This is a genomic window from Desulfosporosinus sp. HMP52 (assembly GCF_000765145.1).
In the GTDB taxonomy this organism is placed as follows: Bacteria; Bacillota; Desulfitobacteriia; order Desulfitobacteriales; family Desulfitobacteriaceae; genus Desulfosporosinus.
The window spans coordinates 1-19,346 of the sequence record NZ_JMGA01000079.1 but is presented as its reverse complement, the minus strand read 5'-3'; the positions used below and the strand labels follow the sequence as shown (position 1 = coordinate 19,346).

The window sequence follows — 19,346 nt, the reverse complement described above, 5'->3', positions numbered from 1 at the left end:
ATTTCGATTTGCAATTAAGGACCTTCAACCCTTTAAACCTTTGAAGCAGTTGCGACTGTATATCGTAAAGCTTGGATTTAGTTACACGCTAGTTAATCGTTACTTAACCCGGTATTGAAAATTATATGTACAAACAGGAAGCAAATATATACACAAAAAGGATCCGCTTCCATACATTGTCCGCAGATCCTTTTCAACCTATTTAACTTAAAATTAACTATTATAGCCAAAGCTAATTAACTCAACAAAGTTGCAATCCCCCAGCCCACCCTTGTTCCTCCACAATTCTTTGAGCCTTCGCGTCCCAACCCACGGGTTGTCCGTCTAACAAGGTCATGATTGTCCCGACACGCAGTCGCCCAAAGGTGAAGGCCTGGGCCCTTTCACTTGCTAACTGGGCCAGGTGGTGAAGGAGCTTTTGCTCTCCCATTTGCAACAGTTCATTGGTTGCTCCTTCGGTGGTTGGAAACTCAGCCAAGTGCTTCAAGCTGTCTAGATTGAGTCCTGCTAAAGCAGCATGGGCGAGCAATATTTCCATTCGAGCATCGGCGACCCGATTATGGGTGTGGAAAATTCCAGCCGAGACTTTGATGAGCTTCCCTACATGCCCTATGAGAATGACCTCTTCTATGCCCCGATAAGCTGCTTCTTCCAGCATGTAGCCCACAAAATTGCTCATTTGAATGACAGCCTCAGGGGGAACTTTAAAGCCCTCGGTGGCTACTCTGAACCCATAGTGCCCTGGGGTAAGGACAATGGTTTTATGACCATAAGCTACTGCCTGATCCAACTCAGGCAGGATCGAGGTTTTAAAGGCCTCTTCAGACATAGGTCGAACAATCCCGCTAGTCCCTAGGATGGAGATCCCTCCAATCACTCCCAGTCTTGGATTCAGGGTGCGCAAGGCCGTGGTTTCTCCTGCAGGAACTTCGATGATAATTTCAACTTCTTCCACAGGGAAAACCTCCCGGACGGCTTCCCTGATCATCCTTCTGGGGACAGGGTTAATGGCACTTTCACCTACAGAAATGGCCAGGCCTTTCTTGGTAACCGTCCCAACTCCCCGGCCACCGCGGATATGAACCTCACCCTGAGGTGAGATTAACCGCGCGAGGGCTTGGATCTCCAGTCCATGGGTAATATCCGCATCATCTCCGCCGTCTTTTAAAATGCACGCTTTCCCTTCCGAGTTGTGGAGTTCTCCACTATGGATGGGCATGGTCAAACGGGCTGAACTGGGGAGCGGAATTTCAATCTGCCCAGTTAAACTCTCTCCTCTTAGGAGCAGACAGGCAGCTTTTGCAGCACCGGCGGCACAACTTCCTGTGGTATATCCTTCTCTCCAAGTATGTCGATCTTTATCTCTTGCCATGGTTTCTCTCCCATATCAATTAATCCAAAGGTTCACCTGGTATGTATTCCATCGACGGTGAAATGAATTGTCATAAATAAAGTATAGGTCATGTACTAACACCATGCAAACGACTTCCCACTTGATTTGATCAGTTTTAGTTTGCTCTATCGTCAAAGAACCCCTAATTGCAAGCCAAATCGGACATAAAAGGCCATCCCCAATCCTAAACCAATCAAAGCCATTGTCCAGTAATCCCTTGAATTAAAGGTAAGCTGGCGCAGGGTTGTCCAAGTTCTCGTTAAGCCATAACCACGATTAAGCATAGCCATGGATAAGGAATTCGCCATCATAATCGAATTGATAAACAGTGGAATCATAATCGGCAGATAGGAACGAATGGAGCCGATGATTCCCTTCTCCTTGAATTTCGTTCCCCGTGCTTTTTGGGCTTCTAATATTTGCCGACGTTTTTTATCCAACGTGGGAATAAAGCGTATTGCCATGGTTAGCATCATGACCACTTCGGCTGGAACCTTCATCTTTTGAAAGAATTGGGTGAAATCCTCCATAGAAGTGGTCAGAGTCAACACTGAAGAAACAATCATCATGCTAATTAAGCGCAGGATAAAGGTCGTTCCCATTAAAAATCCACCGACAGTAGCCCCTAATCCTTCTCCAGGTAGTGCGTAAAAGAGAATTGCTTGGCTGGAGTCCCTTTCAAAACGCTCCGGGGCAAAGGTAAACCCTGTGATTAGAATAATCGATATGATGATGGGAATCAAGGGAATCATCATTCCCCAAATTCTCCTCAAGGGTATTTTTATCCATAGAGCTAATAGTCCTGCCGACAAAAAGATCCCCAGTTGAAACATCGGATCTTGAAAAAGAAATGACACAATAAGAAACCCTGCAAATCCTAGCATTTTGGTGCGCACGTCCAGTCGATGGATCAAGGTATCCCCAGGCAAGTATTCTAGCATCCCCTTTGCTCCCCGCTTTCAAACATCCCCAGAAATTCACTCGCTTTGACAAAGAATTGTGGCCCCAGGACATCCTTCAACTGTAAGGATAGCTTACAGAGTTGAGGGGCAGCAAGGAAAGATTCACGCAGCACTTCTTCATTAGAAAATATCTCCTGAGGAGTACCATCCAGTGTAATCTCCCCATCTTTCATGACAATAACCCGCTTAGCATATTGAGCCACTAAATCCATGTCATGACTGATCATGATGATGGTAGTCCCTGCTGAGTGGAGCTTCTCAATCAAAGCCATCATCGTCTGAACTCCGGTCCAGTCTGACCCAGTGGTTGGCTCGTCGATGATCAGCAGTTTCGGTTTTAAAACAAGGATGGAAGCCACAGCAATCACTTGCCGTTCACCTTTTCCCAGACTGAAAGGATGAACACTGCGATAGGGTTCCAAACCTGTATATTCCAGAACTTCTGCAACTCGATTTTTCATTTCTGAACCTCGATAACCTGCATTTTTAAGACCAAATTCTAATTCTTTTTCAACGGTGGCAGAGAAAATCTGATGGTCGGGATTTTGAAAGACGTAACCAACGGTTTTGGCCAATTCCGAGGTATCAACCCTTAGGGTGTTCATTCCTTCAATGATGACTTCCCCGCTGGTCGGCTGCAAGAGTCCATTGAAATGTTTAGCTAAGGTGGTTTTACCTGCCCCATTTTGCCCGATCAGAGCTAGGAATTCACCGGAATTAATGGTCAGATTAATTCCCCGCAAAGCAGATTTACCTGAGTTGTATTGGTAGGTTAGATCTTTGATTTCCACGGCAAGGACTTTTTCAGAGTGATTAGGTTCCCGCTTTGAGCGCAAGTTCTCTCCATGTTGTTGAACTTGGTTGTGAGATTTCCCCAGATATTTTACTCCATCTAGAGGATGCCCAGGCCTATTTCCATATAAGGGTAACAACCCTCTAATCAAGCTTTCCGCAGAGGAAATATCTAAGGGGATTTCTGCCAAAGAAATCCACCCTTTTTCATAGAACTCCCAGCCAACCTCACTGACGGGAAGGGGCTTTATTCCCCACCGGCGTAAGAGGGGCAGATTGCGCAAGAGATCTGACGGAATTCCTCTCCAAACCAATTCCCCCTGGTTAAGTACAACAACCTCATCGACCTTATCCATCAATTCCTCAGTGGAATGATCCACAAGTAAAATCGTTAAATTCTTTTTCCGTCGTAAATCAGTCAAAGTATCATAGATCTCTGATCTTCCAAGGGGATCAAGTTCTGAAGTTGGCTCATCAAGCACCAGTATTTCAGGTTCCATGGCAAGGACGCCGGCAATAGCTAGGCGTTGTTTTTCACCGCCGGATAACTCCTCGGTTAAGCGTTGGTTATATCCTGTCAGGCGAACAGTTGCTAAGGATTGATCTATTCTCTGCTCAATCTCCTTAGCAGGCACTAAAAAGTTCCGAGGGCCAAAGGCAGTGTCCTCTTCGACGCTTCTCCCAATTATTTGAGTTTCCGGATCCTGCAATACTAGCCCTAATACCTTAGCTAAAGTCTGAACTGCATTCTTCCCCACGTCCTTTCCGGCAACACGCACCCGGCCGGATAGCTTTCCTTCTAATAGTTGGGGAATCAACCCAGTCAAACATAAGCTCAAGGTAGTTTTGCCCGCTCCGGTGGAACCCAGCAAAGCAACGAATTTTCCTTTTTCCAGGCTGAGATTGATGTTTTTCAGGCTGGGCTCCGAGGCATTTGGATAAGTATAAGAAAGATCTTCAAGTTCTATCAATATTTTCACCTCAAGCTTAAATGAGCCGACTTCCTTTAATTGCTTTATAAGCAACTGCAGAGATAATGACGTTTAGAGCGGCCCCTACCACAAGGAAAGGCAACAATCCCAAAACTCCGCCCATTCCCATCATGGGCAGCATAGCAAAAGAGGATGCGACACCATTAAGGACTATTCCGACGATGACTGCAGGAATCAAGCCGATTTTCTGATTAACCCAGCGGTAAGCCACCGCCCATAAAGCCATTTGTAAAGCGATATATAAGTGGACAGGAATACTCATGGGAAAACCGGTTACAGCTGCGGTCAACATGTGTCCAAAAGCAATGACAATCCCTCCGGTGGTTCCCCCGAATGCTAAAGCGCTAAAAAAACCTGGCGCGGAATCCATCCCGATAGTTCCAACGGGACTGGGGATCTTAATAAGCGCCCCTACCGCACTTAAGGCTATAAAAATTGCCATAATGGATAATCTTTTTACATTCCAAGGAGATAGTTTCAATTCCTGTTCTTTTGTTCCTAAGTTTTGCATATTATTCCCTCCTAAAATTAAGCCAACCTGCCTATTCTTGCTAAAGGCACGTTTAACTCCCTAATATAGTTCGCATCTAAAGCCTCTAATGAGGAAAAAATTAAACATGTAGACGGACCGGCGGATTTTTCTAAATCCAGGGCGCAGCTTGGTTCAACTTGCAAGCGAGTATTGACAGAGGTAGCAAGTTGTTCTGCCTCTAGTCGTATGCCCCTTGAACCTACAGGTATTATGTCATGAATCCATGGGTTTCTTATAAGTGCTCGGACACTTTTGACGTTAACAATTTCCGGATCCTCTGGATCGCTAAGTTCCGGCCCTACTTTAGGCAGTCCCAGACAATAGACGTAATCCCTGGGCTGAGAAGTACCAATGCGCAAATTTGACTTTTCAGCAACTCCAATGACGCTCACCCCCAGACCAGTCTGTTGAGTAGGCATGTTTTTTTCCGTACTAATCACTATGGGCAGGTTGGCTAATCCAGCCGATTCCAGTTCGTCCTTCACCCCCTTTATTAGCTCATCCCCAGTCGGAGACGGCTCATTGGAAATCGCCACACTAAGCATTTGGGCTACTCCACCGGTAGAGATAACTTCTAAAAGAGCGACTCTTGCGGTCAACTTCCCTGTAATGAACCAAGAAATCTTATAGGCATCCAATTCCTTCATACCTATTGCCCCGCATGAGTCACAGGCGACAACCAGATATTGAGTTTCATTGATAGAAACAACTTCAACATCCCTACCCAGATATCCCAATTTGCATCTGCCTCCTTCCATTTAGATAGCAAAAAGTTCACAGTCAATTCTCATTTCCTTCATTTAGGAAGAGAATTGACCATGAACTTTACCTTTATTCATGACTCCATCATTATAGGCAGGTCTCCTGACTAAGAATCATCGACATTATGCGCCTTCCCAGTTTCCCGGTGGCAAATGCATAAGTCTCCTCCATACAGTGGTGGGTCCGTCCGGGATTCTCACCCGGTTCCCTTTTCACCCAAAAACTTGGGCACCTATAACTAACTATTGAATTAATCGTAGTTTAATACAAGAAGTTCCGGATTACAAGACTTTTTTATTTTGCTTGTGTAATTCTTCCCCTTCAGTAAAAAATGTTTGAACGAAATTAGTCTGCCAGTTGATAAATCCTAAAGCCCAGCCATTTCTTTAAGTCGTCTCTCGATGGTTTTCTCCAGGCAGGGTGTTTCATAATTGTCCAAAACTTCCGTGACCTTCTTTTCCGCTTGACTGATAATCGACATATTTCCGTTGAGCTTCCATTGGTCATAAGTTTCTCGATTGCTTAGAGTCGGTACCCAAAACTCCCTACGGAAATTCCTATAAGTATGATCTGAGGTTAAAAATTGTCCGCCGGGGCCTATTTCATGAATCATCTGTGCTGCTAAATCCTCAGTCTCAAACTTTGTGCCTCTCAGAAAACGCCTGACCATACTGCAGATTTCATCATCCACAATGAACTTTTCTAGAGAGACAGACATGTAAGATTCCAAGATACCGGCAGCATGAAGGACAAAATCCACTCCCGCCATTCCCGCAACCTGAAGGTTCATCATACTTTCATAAGCAGCTTGCAGGTCTAAGACTTTGCTGTCCGTTACACAGCCTCCGGCTCGGCAAGGCAATCCATAGGAATGAGCCAACTGGACAGCGGCAGCAATGATCCAGGCTCCCTCCGGGGCCCCGATACTTAAGGAACCGTTCCTCATCTCCGTAATGGAGGAAGCTGATCCATAAACTACCGGGGTTCCCTCTCGCACAGTTTGAGCCAGGGTGATTCCGGCCAGGACTTCAGCATTTTGTAATACTAGGGTGCCAGCCAAGGTAGTTGGTGCGGTTGCGCCGGCCATGCCTAAGGAGGCAATAATTATCGGTTGTCCGGCTTCTGCATATGCCATCAGCGCACCTACCATTCGTTCATCCAGCATTAAAGGAGTAATTGTATTGATCAAGCTAATCATTACAGGTTGTTGGGGAACATCTTTTTCACTGTCCATAAGCATGGCTGCCATCTTCAAGGAATCTTTAGCATGTTCCTTTCCGGTAGCACTTCCCATAAAAGGTTTATCCGAGTTAGCCATACAGGCATACAACATGGCTTTATGTCTGTCTTTTTCAGGAATATCCCCAGGCTCAACCAAAACTCCGCCGGAGATCCCCATATTGGAACTGGCCCCAGACAACTTTGCCAGCTTAACAAAATCCTCAAAGGCTGCCTTTCGTTTTTCCCCCGAGGCTAAGGTGACATAAGGAGCACCGTAGCCGGGAGCAAACACAGGATCTCCATAACCCACATTAATCGTGTGTCTGGGGTTTCGGGCATATATGATGAACTGACGGGGAGCTTTAGCTATTGCCTCCATAACCAGGTTTGGCGGGAAATAAACTCTTGCTCCATCTACTTTAGCTCCAGCCTCTTGTAAAACCTTGCGAGCACGAACATGATCAATGTTTACTCCAGTTCGTTCCAATAGTTCAAGACTGGCTGCTTTTATTTTTTCAATTTCATCAGGAGTTAGTGTTGTTAGAATTGGTTTAGACATGTTTTCCACCTTCCACCAACTTATATTTTATCTATTTTAATCTTAGGACACCTTTATATTACTCATAAGAGATTATGATAACAATTTATTAAGAAACAAAGACCCACCACCTATCTTGATGGAGGTCTTTGTTTCTCTATCTCAATTATCCCCTTGCTGCTTCCCTATTTGCTAAAAGAGCATCTTTTGCCAGTTTTTTAGGGGGAGCAAATTCTTCATTAAAGGACTTAAACATACAGTAAATGATCCCGCATATTATCAGCATAAAAGGAAATGCGGACAAAATTGACGAGGCTTTCAACGCGGCAATCCCACCGGATGCTACCAAGGCTGCTGTCACTGCTCCTTCAATAACTCCCCAGAATACTTTTAATCCGTTATCCGGTTCAAGAGAGCCGCCGGAAGAATACATTCCAATACAGAAGGTAGCAGAGTCAGCCGATGTAATAAAGAAGGTAGCAATTAAGGCTGTTGCCACTATGGCAAATACATGGCCGCCGGGGATGTTGCTTAAGGTAATAAACAAAGCGCTGGTCATATCTTTACTGACAGCTTCTCCAATTCCCCCTGCTCCAAAGAGATCAATATGAATAGCCGTTGAACCAAATATACCCAGCCAGAGAATACTTAACAATACCGGGGCAATTAACACACCAAGAACGAATTCTCTTACAGTACGCCCCTTGGAAATCCTGGCAATAAATCCACCGACAAAGGGGCCCCAAGATATCCACCAGGCCCAATAGAATACAGTCCAGCCTCCTACCCAATCGTAGCCGGCTTGCTTAGCGTATACTCCATTAGGATCGGCATAAAAGCTTAACCAGGCAATATTTTGCAGATAATCACCGGTTGCTGATACAATTGAATTTAAAATATACAATGTAGGACCAGCAACTAACAAGAACACCATCATAATTCCCATGAGGGACATGTTTATATTGCTTAGCCATAAAATCCCTCTTTTAATTCCTGTTACTGCTGAAATTATGAACAAGCAGGTAACAACAGCAATGATCACTACCGTTACACTATTATTTACAGGTATCCCGGCCAGATAATTTAATCCCCCGTTAATCTGCATAGCGCCAAAACCCAAAGATGTTGCCACACCGGCGATAGAAGCTATGACAGCGAAGACGTCAATGGCCTTAGCCCATCCGCCATCCAAGTTATTTCTTCCTAAAACTGGTTCAAAGATAGAACTGATTCTAGCCGGCAGATCTTTTCTAAATCCAGCATAAGCAAGAGCCATGCCGGTTATCGCATATACCGACCAGGGATGCAGTCCCCAGTGAAAAATAGTTTGCCTTAATGACCATTGAGCAGTTGCAGCTGTATTCGGTTCTCCTACCGGAGGAGCAACCAAATAGGACATAGGCTCAGCAATGCTCCAAAAAATCAGGCCGATCCCCATTGCGGCACTGAAAAGCATAGCAAACCAGCTAAAAGTAGAATATTCAGGTTCGTCATCGTCTTTACCTAATTTAATTTTTCCATACTTCCCGAAAGCAAGGATAAAACAGACAAGGACAAAAATGCTGACAAGCAGAAGGTATAACCAGCCGAAAGTAGTATTAATAAAGTTCAAAGCCGCGTTAATAGACTTTCCCGCAGCTTCCGGCATTGCAGCCATCCAGAGGATAAAAACTAAACAGATTAAAGCAGACGGGTAAAATACTCTCTTGTCTAATCTTTTCAAGAAATCCACCGAATTACCTCCCTTTTAATAGCTTTAACTATTTGGAGTTTTCTTAATAATTAGTCCTCCTTTCATTTTAGCATTTTTTAATAGACTGAATTGAATTTGAAGGGTATAATTTTCTGAATTTTTAAATTATATTGCAATATACATGCCAACTTCCTCAGGATAGTTTACCGTCTTTACCCTCCAGTATTGGTTTTAAACAAATTCTTTTATAAGTTATATTATCGCTTTAAGAATCCAGCCAAATTCAGTAGTTTCAACTAAAGGTTCATGGTTTGGCAACATATTAAATTGATTAATCCTAACAATATTATCTAGTAAACTAGAAAAGCTTTTTGGTCCATTATGTCCAAAAAGCTTTTCTAGCCAATATGTTGTCTCATTATAAGAACGCAAATAGTAGTGCCTTACTAAAACCCTTGTAGTTCAAGTCTTCTAAGGTTTCTCAATTTAGGATTTGCTATTTCGCTTTGGGAATTTTGCATTGAGTCCCATTTTTTTATTTTCCTATCTGTAATTAACGCTATTCAAAAAGGCGGGAATCAAAAATGTTAAAATTCTCCTACGCAGGCGAATTTGAAGCCACAATATAATTCTCTCCCCGCAAATGTTCATGGTCATTCGAAGGTACTACGCATTAAACTCAAATACAATTTGTTAATTATATATTGGTCGTAACAAGCCTGTCTGTTCAGTTAACAAAAAACCGGATGCTAGTTGTATGTGGAACGCTATAATATAATATATAATTAAGAAGTGTGTTATGGTCACTAATGCTTTTTAAAAGGTGGGGCAGCAGTGGATAATAGAATAATTTGTGAAAATAGGACATATACCGATGTCATGAACACCCATGACCACAGCTTTGTTCAGTTAATACTGCCGCTTCAGGGAGTTCTGAACATAAAGACCGATGGCAAGGAATTAGAGTTAGATGAGGCCCATTTGTTTTTACTTCCCCCTTCCTGCCAGCATACCTTCTGGGCGAAGCAGAACAATAAATTTCTAGTATTGGATATCCCTCAATTTATGTTTCAGGTGGGAGTATTGGATAATTTTCCAAGTGGACAAAACTATGCAATGGATGAGAAATGGAAGGCCATTAGATTCCTTCTTTTAAGTGAAGCTGGTCAAGGTAAAATAGAATCATCTAGGATCAGTTCTCTTTTTCATTTTTTTGATACCTACTTAACTGAATATCAGATTCCTGAGTCGGTTAAATATATTCAGAAATTCTATAACGAACAGATAAGCCTGGAGAAGCTTGCTTCTTTGGAACATTATACCGTTAGTTATTTTTGTTCATGGTTCAAAGGCATTATGAACTGTACTCCGATGGCATATCTGAAAAAAGTGAGAATTCAGCGGTCAAAACAACTGCTTCTTGGTACAAGTCTTAATATTTTACAGATTGCTTGGGAAGTCGGATATGTCCACCAGTCTTCCCTAGATAGGGTATTTAAAGAAATCGAAGGTATAACTCCAGCAGAATACCGTCGGAACAATATGAAAATACGCTAAAAAATACCATAATCCCAGTGAAAATAACTTTATGACTTTGCTTTATTATTATCTAAAAAGAAGCTGATGTTTTACTTATTTATTTCGAATTGTAAAATCAGCTAAAGGCGAAAATAATGAAGCAAAATGAAACTTTCTTCTCTAGCCTAGTGTTGGCAGCAGCGGTGCTTTGGGGAACGACAGGCACAGCCCAATTCTTTGCCCCTCCCGGCGTATCTCCATTGTCCATTGGATCTGTTCGCCTAGCGGTAGGAGGAGCGGCTCTTTTATTTTTTGCCTGGCAGCGGGGAGCTTTGGTGGAAAATTCCCTTTGGTTCAAGGGGACCACGTTTCTCGCAGCCGGGTGTATGGCTGCTTATCAGCTTTTCTTTTTTGCCGGAGTTTTAAAAACGGGAGTGGCTGTGGGAACAGTAGTGACTATTGGTAGTGCACCGGTGTTCGCTGGTCTTCTATCTCTGATTTTGCGCCGAGAAAACCCAGGGATGAAGTGGACAGCAGCCACCTTACTCTCAGTTATCGGATGTATTCTGCTAATTACTGGCGGCCAGAAACTAGCGATGAACCCCATTGGCGTCATCCTAGCCTTAGGAGCCGGTGTCTCTTATGCACTTTATGCCGCCATCAGCAAGGAACTACTTATGTCTCACCCTCCGGAAGCAGTGACCGGGATTGTATTCTTCATTGGGGCACTTCAACTTTCTCCTTTTCTCTTTTATTACAACCTTGAGTGGCTGAAAACTATCCAAGGTGCCGGTGTTGCCCTTCATTTAGGATTAGTTTCCACAGCTCTGGCGTATGTTTTGTTTTCGCATGGTTTAGCCAAAATACCCTTTCCCAAAGCAGTTACTTTATCCCTTGCAGAACCAGTTACTGCAGCTGCATTAGGATTGTTTCTACTAAAAGAAAAATTATCTATTCTCTCTGAAGTAGGGATGATTCTAGTTTTTGGCGGATTGGTTATCCTGTCCTTAGGGGGATTACATAAAAAAGGGGCTAGTTGAATTGGATAAGGCCAATATTCCTTTCTTAGAGCCAAGAGCATTAAACCGCTGGCGCGGTGGTTTTCTTAAGTGTGTCTCTGCTGTTAATTCAAATCCTCTTGCCATGATGTTTAATTAGATTTCCTAACTACGGAATTATAAGAATTATGGGAACTTAAATCCCCACAGTCTAAGCTGCATGACAAATTCTTGTTTGTCGTTATTCACTCTCAGATGAATGAAACACCATAGATTCGAATACCTGCCCATCTATACTGATTATTTCATCAATGGGAATCGCTGTGCCATCGGTCATAACTACAACCCGTTCATATTCGTCTATCTTTTTAGCCGTACTGATAGCAGTAACATAGGTGCCACCATTCTTCTTCGCATCCGGTTGAAAGTAGGTAATTGCGATTTCAGGATACTCTTTAATCCGATCTGCTATGATTTGCAGCCTATCACTCAAAGCGTCTTTCATATATTCGTCCAATTTTACTCTCTCGTCAGTCAGTCTTGCGTTTTCTTTGATGGCAGCATCATAGCCGGTCAGTGCGGCGAAAGGGGAAAACTGAGCTGCCCGGTCAATAGCAGTCATATGAGGGCGTGTCGTAGAGACATGGTGAGGTAGATTAATGATGTCGTCATATGTCCTCGTCATGCCTTGTGCCCTCCAATCTGCCTGTTCCGGTCTACAGTGGTAGCGCCTTCCTCCAGATTCATACCCTTTAGAATGGCGTTCTTGCCGTATTTCTTTTTTATTTCAAGCATTGCTTGCTGCATCTTTTTTTCTCGTGCAAGCTCAGCTTCTTCATCTTCTTTTTTCGCCTGCACTGCCGCGTAATCCGTAAAGAGATCAAGTTGTTCAAAGTTGCCCGTCATTTGAACAGTTGCCTCATCAACGACATGATTCGCTGTGATGTTGACTCTTCTGATCAGCAGATTTTTGTCAACGATGCGTTTAAACAGATCCGTGACGGCATCCATGATTAGCTTTGTAGAGGAGGTCTGTCTACCAAGATTTACTGAACCATGCGCGGATTTCGGAAGGTTGCGTCCGTGGTGGTCAATGGTGATTGCCCCGTGATATGATTTCTTGATCTCCGGATCTGTTAGATTATCGATATCATATCCGACCGTTAAAACAAGCTGGTCAGTCACAAGCCTTTTATCTACCAGATCAAGTACCAGCAGATCAGTCATTTCCCGCACGATCAACTTCGCTTTGTCAAAAGTATAGGCATAGTGCAGTACCTGCCCCGATCCAATACTGTTTGTACTTGGCTTATACGCTTTAATATCGGCAATTGTGCATGGCTCCCACCCCCACGCATGGTCGATCAGCAGCTCAGCGTTGATGCCGAACAGCTTATACAGTAAATCCTCGTTGTAGTAATCGGTAGGTTTACCGAGAGAGCATCTTGCAATATCCCCCATTGTAAAGAGGCCTTTTTCCTCCAACTTCTTGGCATATCCTTTTCCAACGCGCCAAAAGTCTGTTAGAGGCCGATGCGACCACAGGGAGCGACGGTAGCTCATTTCGTCCAGCTCGGCTATCCGCATACCGTTGTTATCAGCAGGTATGTGCTTTGCCTGTATATCCATAGCGATCTTGCTGAGGTACAGATTTGTGCCAATTCCTGCCGTTGCTGTAATGCCAGTTGTTTTGAGTACATCCAGAATTATTTTCGTGGCGAGCTCACGAGCTGAAAGATTGTAGGTGTTCAGATAATCGGTGGCATCAAGGAATACCTCGTCAATGGAGTAGACATGAATATCTTCAGGCGCGATGTACTTCAAATAAATATTGTAAATCTGCGTACTGTACTCTATATAATACGCCATCCTCGGTGGAGCAACAATGTAGTCCAACGAGAGACCCGGTGAGGATTTCAATTCAGTATCGTTGCTGGAAACGCCGGAAAAGGCTCGTCCTGGTGCTTTACGCAGACGTACTGCATTTGCTTCCTTGACCCTCTGTACGACTTCAAACAGCCTCGGCCTACCGGGAATGCCGTATGCTTTTAGGGAGGGAGAGACGGCGAGACAGATGGTTTTTTCGGTTCGGCTTGCGTCAGCGACAACAAGGTTAGTGGTCAGCGGATCAAGCCCTCGTTCTACACACTCGACCGAAGCGTAGAAGGATTTTAAATCAATTGCGATATAGGTTCTATTCTTCATGCTTATTCTCCGGTCGCCTCCTTATATACAAATTTATCTACTCGACAAATTCCTTTTTATCTGTGGGTTATATAGACAACAAGAAATTCACTTGTGTTTGTTAAGATTCACGGTATTAGCCTAATTATAACACACGCAGGCCTCTTCCAACTTCTGGTTATGAGCACTTGTTGTCTTCTGCATATTAAGTCAATACTATTTGCAAGGAGATGATTAGCAAATGCAATCCAATAAAACTTGTCCACTAGTTGCGATCACTTCAACAGATTCTTGGGCAACGTGTTTAGAACTTTGCGAGGCTTGGGCAAGGGGTAAAATTAAAATGCCAACAGCAAAAAGGGTTATTTAGATTCGCAAGCGAAAGAAATTGATGATACGAATATGGTGCTTTGTGCCACGCTATTGGTCCTGCTGGAGCCACCGTGTATGTAGAAACACACGCTTTGGGGTTACCTATCTATGAATTAACGGCACTAGTCTTAAAATACGGAAAAGATAACTTTCCAAAACCAGTCAGCGAAAAGATAATCTATTATTCTGACCGCCTATTGTACTGGCAAGATACACTTGGATTTGATTGGGCTGACTTCTTATTGGATGACACCAGACCTAATAAGGAAAGATTATTAAACGAAAAAAGAAAGTTAAAACAATGAGCTTAATCTTTATTTTGCATTTTTCTTATATTGTTTCGTAGTGTAGAAAGATGTGTCTTATAATATAGTGTAGTTAATATTATAGTATATTGATGGTGGTGTAATTCTTACTTACGGTAAAAAAGGATTTTATGTTGCAAAAAATCATGGTTGATATGTTACCACTAACCTCGAACATAAGGAGATAAGATGTCAAATATTATTGAGATAAGCGATTTTTCATCGTCCAAATTGGATGTCTTTGCTCGCCTGACGGAAACGCAGCTGCGCAACCGGTTGGAGCCGGAGATGGGCATATTTATTGCGGAGAGTACCAAGGTAATTGGACTTGCCCTCGACGCTGGATGCGAGCCTATTTCACTTTTGATGGAGCGCAAATACATTGCAGGGCAGGCGCACGGTATAATCACCCGCTGCGGAGATGTCCCCGTCTATACTGCCGATAGCAACCTGCTAGCAGGGCTGACTGGCTTTCAGCTGACCCGCGGTGTGCTGTGTGCCATGCGGCGTCCTCATCTACCCAGCGTTGAGGAGGCGTGTGCCGGTGCAAGTCGAGTGGTTGTGCTTGAAGGTATTGCGGACTCTACCAACGTCGGTGCCATTTTTCGCTCGGCTGCGGCGCTAGGCATCGATACCGTGTTGCTTACCCCCTCATGCTGTGACCCACTGTGCCGGCGTGCGGTGAGGGTGAGCATGGGTACCATCTTCCAAGTGCCATGGGCCCGTATTGGCAGCGAGCCCTCGCAGTGGCCGCAGCAGGGCATGAAGAGTCTGCGTAATCTGGGCTTTAAGACCGTTGCCATGGCTTTAAATGATAACGCTGTCAGCATAGACGATCCGCAACTCATGGCAGAGGAAAAGCTTGCTATCGTATTGGGTTCAGAAGGTAATGGACTGGCGCCCTGCACGATTGCTGACTGCGATTACACCGCGTGCATCCCCATGTCCCATAACGTGGACTCTCTGAACGTTGCTGCAGCCAGCGCCGTGGCCTTTTGGCAACTTAGGGTCCGTTAAGCTTTTATATTCACATAATACGAAGGGTTTAAGACTACTATTTGCGAATTTCTTAGTGGCAGAATAAATCCATCTTCATGGAAGATGAACTTAAATTTCTCAACAAAATCGATATAATTTTGCTCTTTCACTGTATATATTCTCAAATCATAACTCATAGAGAGACCTCCAGAGTAGCTTTTAGTCTATCCGAGTATCCGAATCTATTACTTATATAGCATTTACTGATAGCAAATCTAATGAATTCACGATTATAACTAGAACAGGGTGACCCTTATTCAGTACAAGTCCCTCTCCTGCATATATACTCATTGAAATCCTCGGATTCAGGAAAGCTAAAAACACTGAATCAGGTTGCTGTTTTGAACTACGATTCACTTCAGTTGCTTGATTAGGTGGAGGAATTTTACTAATTTCCTGATTAATAACTAAATAAGCTTGCGTGGCTTTCGGCTGGGTTATTGCTATTTGAAAAAGAAGAAAGCCAAAACCTAATATTGAAAATGTCAACACTAACCGTAGAATGAGCTTTCTGCTCTGTTCATTAGGCTGAAAACAATTCATAACTTCTCCTATTTTAGACTGTTTTCAGGCGTAGGGACGGCATTGATACTGATGGTTTTATGAATAACTGGAAGTTTGGTTTTTACTACGACCACACCAATTTTATGGGTTTAAATTTAATTTCAGTTTATTTCCGACATAATTGATATGAGTTATTGTATTCCATTAACGAGAGTATTGCATACTTAAAATCAGAATTAGCGGCACAAACAAACACATACTAACCTTACCAATACCGAGGGGGTTATTATGGACAGACCTGAACCTAATTCTAATGTGCGCCGTTATATAGCGTATAGTAATCCGTTTGGCATAACACAACTTCACTTGAAGAATCCTTATGTAATCGTTGTTGGTCGCTTTTTTTCCCTGGGGCAGGTCGTATATTGTTAAATACTTAAGGGGATATCTCTTAATCATATGGGAAATTTAACATGCACATATAAACCTGGCAATTCTATATTCCTTAACAGGTAAATTTCAAATGGCAAAATTGTCTCTTCCTCAGATAATAATTTTTTTCTTCTCATATCTCTGAACATAATTTCGCCTCTAATTCTTCAATTTTAGTTTGGCCCCTTGAACCACGATTTCAGTACTGCATAAAGTAATAATGTTACGTACTTTTAGAAGTTTATACTTTCCTTTTGGTGCTTATTAAGCTGCTTATTAAGGCTACCCCGCTACAGATAAATGGCAAAATAAAAAATCCCCATTTTGTAATAATAAAACCTCCCAGCACGGAGCCAAGCGTAATCCCAATATATAGTGCTGTGTTGTTTAGGGCAAGTGCCATACCACGAGTTTCTGGGAATTCCTCTGCTAAACGGGCCTGATATGAAGAGAAAGAGGTATATCCAATAAATGCCCATAAAAATAACAAAAGATAAACCCAAATTCCCGATGAAAAGCAAAAACCTAATAAGTTAAGTATACCAATAAGCATGGCTGTACTGGCTATTGATACCATTCTTGCACCAATTTTATCTGTAACTCTTCCACTGAATAAACTACCAGTTACAGCTCCTATACCGTAGGCAGTAATGGAGGCTGCTAATTCACTTGAAGAAAAATGATTATATAAAACCAATCCTGTTCCAAGAAATACATAAAGAGCATACATGGCAATTGCCCAAAAAGTTGTTACACTCACTGCAGAAATAATTTTTAAAGTACTTCCTTTTGTCTGTGCCTCTGATGAAGGTACTCTATTAATTGAAGCCCAAACTCTAAAGTTTAAGATTGACAGTAAAGCAGCAATTGTAGCTAAACTAATAAAAACAGAACGCCATCCAAGAAATTGCTCTAATAGAATTCCGATAGGTGCTCCTGCCCATAAAGCCATAAGATGTCCTGATACTACAGTAGAAAGCCATACTCCCCTACGTTCAGGTAATGCTGTATCGCCAATAATTGCATAGACTAAAGGGGTTATTGACGCAACAGATAAACCAGCAAAAATACGACTGGCTATTAACATTGCAAATGAAGAAGAAATGGCTGTCAAAAAATTGGCTAATGAAAATGATAATAAACCGAAAACAATAAAAAATCGGCGTCCTTTGCGATCTGAAAGCCATCCAAAAAGTGGGGCACTAATGGCATACATTAGTGAAAAAACAGTAACTAGCCACCCTGCAACAGCAGGGGTAATTCCATATTCTTTAGCGATAAATGGTAACAAAGGAGATATGACAAACAAATCAGTACCTATAATAAATAGGGTAAACCACCCTGTAAGAAGATAAATGGCTTCTTTTAAGTTAATACGAATATCAATCACCCATAAACAATATATCAGCATATTAGTTTGTTTATGAACAATATTTGGATTCGTTTACTTCAAAGGGTACCAAAATGGCACCCAACGCTCACTTGAAAGTTTACCACCAAAGGTGCAATTTTCGATTTATGCTCGCTTCGATGGTAACCATATACAAAATGTGGATTTTGTGAAGTTATTTTGCAAGAGGCCACTGTACGAAATAAGAATAATTAGCAGTAAAGATTAAGTCCAAGAGATATAGTTCCAATGCATATTAGGCATTTTCGACTCCACTACTACTGCATCATATCTATATAGTTTTTAAGGTATTAGGAATTACTTCTGTTACACTTCGATTACGACCATGATTAATCGTATAATGCTTGTATCGAGAACCCTGATTTTGAATTCAAATCATATACTCTAATAAAATACTTGTTCTTTTCAAAAGTATCCGTTAACTCTCCTTCAATCAAATACTTAGTTGGCTGGTTATCAGTAATGATACCGTAAAATACTCCGTAATTTCTCTCGAAACCAGTCAACTCTTTCGGCAATACCGAGCTGGACCCTTGCAGTAAACCATAATATTTATATTTACCATTTTTCAGACGTTTGAATGCCGCTAATACATTCTGTTGTCCAAAATTGGGGTCTAGTTGGTATGAGAAAAGCATTAAATGCAAGTCTTCAACATCTTTTTCTAACACAATAGTAAGATTCTTTGGTTGACCTTCAAAATAGTGTTGGTCAATATAGTTGTCAGTTCATCGTACGATAAATCTTTGTGCTTAGCGTAAGTGGAAAAGCCGTAATACCCAATGACCAGTGCGATACCAAATAATAGCAATGACAATTTCACCTTATGCTTTACCATTGTATATCCCCTTTTATAAGAGTGACTTCATGAAAACCCAATTCTTTAAATAAGGATTCTATTCGTTTCTTAATAATATCCATTTTATCTATTCTCTACTAAAAGGGAATGCAGCTTGAGTGTGCCTGCCAGACCCAGCATGGTTATCGTCACGGTTTAAGAATGATTAGCGTTTCTGGTTATTCACGAATCCCATACTACCTTCAACTTTACCATTTTCGTGAATGCAATATGCGATAGCCTCATTAAATGTTTTGGTCTTCAGGTTTTCCGAACTTTTTCACATAAGTATGCCATATACTATAAGCCGCAAACATTCCAAAAAAAGGCCAAATTAATAAGGACATTAATAAAACTATCATGAATGGATAGAAACTAAAATCCATTCTCATAACTTGATACATTATCCAAGTCCAGCCCAGGCACCAAAGCACTCCTGTACTAACACCTATACCCAAAAAACCACTGTACCATAGGTAATGCTGCTTTCCCTTCTTGCACATTCTTTCCCATTTTTCTTGATGATGAATCATAAACGAAAAATCTACAGGTTCATTCGTAGTAATTGATAAGCCATTTATAACTAGGTCGTAATTAAAGCCAATTCCTTGTCGAACAATCCGAGCTATGAAAATATCTTCATCAATTGAAAAAGGGTAGTCCCCCCCAATATCAAAGAAATCTCTATCTTTAAATATGAGTTCTCCGTTAACCTTTAAGGACCTAAATCCTGTTGTTGATTGTCAATGAAAATTGACCCCTTTTTCATAAAAGTTTCACTCAAAACTGACCCTGGTACTATTGGATAAAAGGGGTCAGTTTTTCATCCAATTTTGACCCCCTAATTCAATTGATTGTTAA

General features: G+C 42.1%; 16 protein-coding genes and 1 riboswitch. Of the genes, 4 read left to right on the top strand and 12 right to left on the bottom strand.

All coding sequences use genetic code 11. From position 1 onward, the window contains the following. Nucleotides 1–241 precede the first annotated feature (241 nt). The 7 genes from cbiD to DP73_RS21660 all read right to left on the bottom strand — a co-directional run bounded on the left by cbiD (nt 242) and on the right by DP73_RS21660 (nt 8,924). The gene (cbiD, locus tag DP73_RS21690; RefSeq protein WP_034602482.1) at nt 242–1,372 is read right to left on the bottom strand and encodes a cobalt-precorrin-5B (C(1))-methyltransferase CbiD; all 1,131 of its coding nucleotides are present in this window, start codon (nt 1,370–1,372) and stop codon (nt 242–244) included. A gap of 152 nt (nt 1,373–1,524) precedes the next feature. Further along, nucleotides 1,525–2,334, bottom strand: a complete 810-nt coding sequence (locus DP73_RS21685) for an energy-coupling factor transporter transmembrane component T (protein WP_034602480.1) — start codon at nt 2,332–2,334, stop codon at nt 1,525–1,527. After that, entirely contained in the window at nt 2,328–4,127 is a 1,800-nt protein-coding gene (locus DP73_RS21680; RefSeq protein ID WP_034602484.1) for an energy-coupling factor transporter ATPase, read from the bottom strand. Before DP73_RS21680 ends, DP73_RS21685 begins: the two co-directional genes overlap by 7 nt. 7 nt (nt 4,128–4,134) lie before the next feature. Next, complete coding sequence (locus tag DP73_RS21675; RefSeq protein WP_034602478.1) at nt 4,135–4,650, bottom strand: ECF transporter S component; 516 nt, start codon at nt 4,648–4,650, stop codon at nt 4,135–4,137. A gap of 17 nt (nt 4,651–4,667) precedes the next feature. Continuing rightward, nucleotides 4,668–5,408, bottom strand: a complete 741-nt coding sequence (locus DP73_RS21670) for a hypothetical protein (protein WP_034602476.1) — start codon at nt 5,406–5,408, stop codon at nt 4,668–4,670. Between the two features lie 99 nt (nt 5,409–5,507). After that, nucleotides 5,508–5,684: riboswitch (cobalamin riboswitch) on the bottom strand. A gap of 116 nt (nt 5,685–5,800) precedes the next feature. Next, nucleotides 5,801–7,213 carry a trimethylamine methyltransferase family protein gene (locus DP73_RS21665; RefSeq protein ID WP_034602475.1) on the bottom strand — a complete coding sequence of 471 codons (1,413 nt, stop codon included), beginning with the start codon at nt 7,211–7,213 and terminating at the stop codon, nt 5,801–5,803. Nucleotides 7,214–7,358: 145 nt separating this feature from the next. Then, nucleotides 7,359–8,924 carry a BCCT family transporter gene (locus tag DP73_RS21660; RefSeq protein ID WP_034602473.1) on the bottom strand — a complete coding sequence of 522 codons (1,566 nt, stop codon included), beginning with the start codon at nt 8,922–8,924 and terminating at the stop codon, nt 7,359–7,361. A gap of 795 nt (nt 8,925–9,719) precedes the next feature. Between DP73_RS21660 and DP73_RS21655 the strand changes: the two genes are divergently transcribed. Together DP73_RS21655 and DP73_RS21650 are read left to right on the top strand one after the other, a co-directional pair. Beyond that, entirely contained in the window at nt 9,720–10,442 is a 723-nt protein-coding gene (locus DP73_RS21655; protein WP_034602471.1) for an AraC family transcriptional regulator, read from the top strand. A gap of 116 nt (nt 10,443–10,558) precedes the next feature. After that, nucleotides 10,559–11,443: an EamA family transporter gene (locus DP73_RS21650; RefSeq protein WP_034602470.1), complete on the top strand. Its 885-nt coding sequence runs from the start codon at nt 10,559–10,561 to the stop codon at nt 11,441–11,443. Nucleotides 11,444–11,642: 199 nt separating this feature from the next. Here the strand turns inward: DP73_RS21650 and DP73_RS21645 are convergent, their stop codons facing one another. Then, nucleotides 11,643–12,086: a hypothetical protein gene (locus DP73_RS21645; protein WP_034602469.1), complete on the bottom strand. Its 444-nt coding sequence runs from the start codon at nt 12,084–12,086 to the stop codon at nt 11,643–11,645. Continuing rightward, a complete protein-coding gene (locus tag DP73_RS21640) occupies nt 12,083–13,606 on the bottom strand; it encodes a DNA methylase (protein WP_034602467.1) in 1,524 nt (507 codons plus the stop codon). Before DP73_RS21640 ends, DP73_RS21645 begins: the two co-directional genes overlap by 4 nt. An 845-nt stretch (nt 13,607–14,451) precedes the next feature. Between DP73_RS21640 and DP73_RS21630 the strand changes: the two genes are divergently transcribed. Then, on the top strand, nt 14,452–15,279 hold the full coding sequence (locus tag DP73_RS21630; protein ID WP_034602466.1) for an RNA methyltransferase: 828 nt from the start codon (nt 14,452–14,454) through the stop codon (nt 15,277–15,279). A gap of 210 nt (nt 15,280–15,489) precedes the next feature. Here the strand turns inward: DP73_RS21630 and DP73_RS21625 are convergent, their stop codons facing one another. Further along, nucleotides 15,490–15,843: a hypothetical protein gene (locus tag DP73_RS21625; RefSeq protein ID WP_034602464.1), complete on the bottom strand. Its 354-nt coding sequence runs from the start codon at nt 15,841–15,843 to the stop codon at nt 15,490–15,492. 249 nt (nt 15,844–16,092) lie between these two features. Between DP73_RS21625 and DP73_RS23240 the strand changes: the two genes are divergently transcribed. After that, on the top strand, nt 16,093–16,236 hold the full coding sequence (locus DP73_RS23240) for a hypothetical protein (protein WP_205623426.1): 144 nt from the start codon (nt 16,093–16,095) through the stop codon (nt 16,234–16,236). A gap of 241 nt (nt 16,237–16,477) precedes the next feature. Here DP73_RS23240 and DP73_RS21620 read toward each other — a convergent pair whose 3' ends face one another. Beyond that, nucleotides 16,478–17,626 carry an MFS transporter gene (locus DP73_RS21620; protein ID WP_242865818.1) on the bottom strand — a complete coding sequence of 383 codons (1,149 nt, stop codon included), beginning with the start codon at nt 17,624–17,626 and terminating at the stop codon, nt 16,478–16,480. 350 nt (nt 17,627–17,976) lie between these two features. Beyond that, nucleotides 17,977–18,318, bottom strand: a complete 342-nt coding sequence (locus DP73_RS21615) for a hypothetical protein (protein ID WP_034602462.1) — start codon at nt 18,316–18,318, stop codon at nt 17,977–17,979. Between the last annotated feature and the right edge of the window lie 1,028 nt (nt 18,319–19,346).

Coding starts and splice junctions, on each gene's coding strand:
- cbiD (WP_034602482.1), bottom strand. CDS start 1,372: ATGGCAAGAGATAAAGATCGACATACTTGGAGAGAAGGATATACCACA.
- DP73_RS21685 (WP_034602480.1), bottom strand. CDS start 2,334: ATGCTAGAATACTTGCCTGGGGATACCTTGATCCATCGACTGGACGTG.
- DP73_RS21675 (WP_034602478.1), bottom strand. CDS start 4,650: ATGCAAAACTTAGGAACAAAAGAACAGGAATTGAAACTATCTCCTTGG.
- DP73_RS21665 (WP_034602475.1), bottom strand. CDS start 7,213: ATGTCTAAACCAATTCTAACAACACTAACTCCTGATGAAATTGAAAAA.
- DP73_RS21650 (WP_034602470.1), top strand. CDS start 10,559: ATGAAGCAAAATGAAACTTTCTTCTCTAGCCTAGTGTTGGCAGCAGCG.
- DP73_RS21645 (WP_034602469.1), bottom strand. CDS start 12,086: ATGACGAGGACATATGACGACATCATTAATCTACCTCACCATGTCTCT.
- DP73_RS21640 (WP_034602467.1), bottom strand. CDS start 13,606: ATGAAGAATAGAACCTATATCGCAATTGATTTAAAATCCTTCTACGCT.
- DP73_RS21630 (WP_034602466.1), top strand. CDS start 14,452: ATGTCAAATATTATTGAGATAAGCGATTTTTCATCGTCCAAATTGGAT.
- DP73_RS21625 (WP_034602464.1), bottom strand. CDS start 15,843: ATGAATTGTTTTCAGCCTAATGAACAGAGCAGAAAGCTCATTCTACGG.
- DP73_RS23240 (WP_205623426.1), top strand. CDS start 16,093: ATGGACAGACCTGAACCTAATTCTAATGTGCGCCGTTATATAGCGTAT.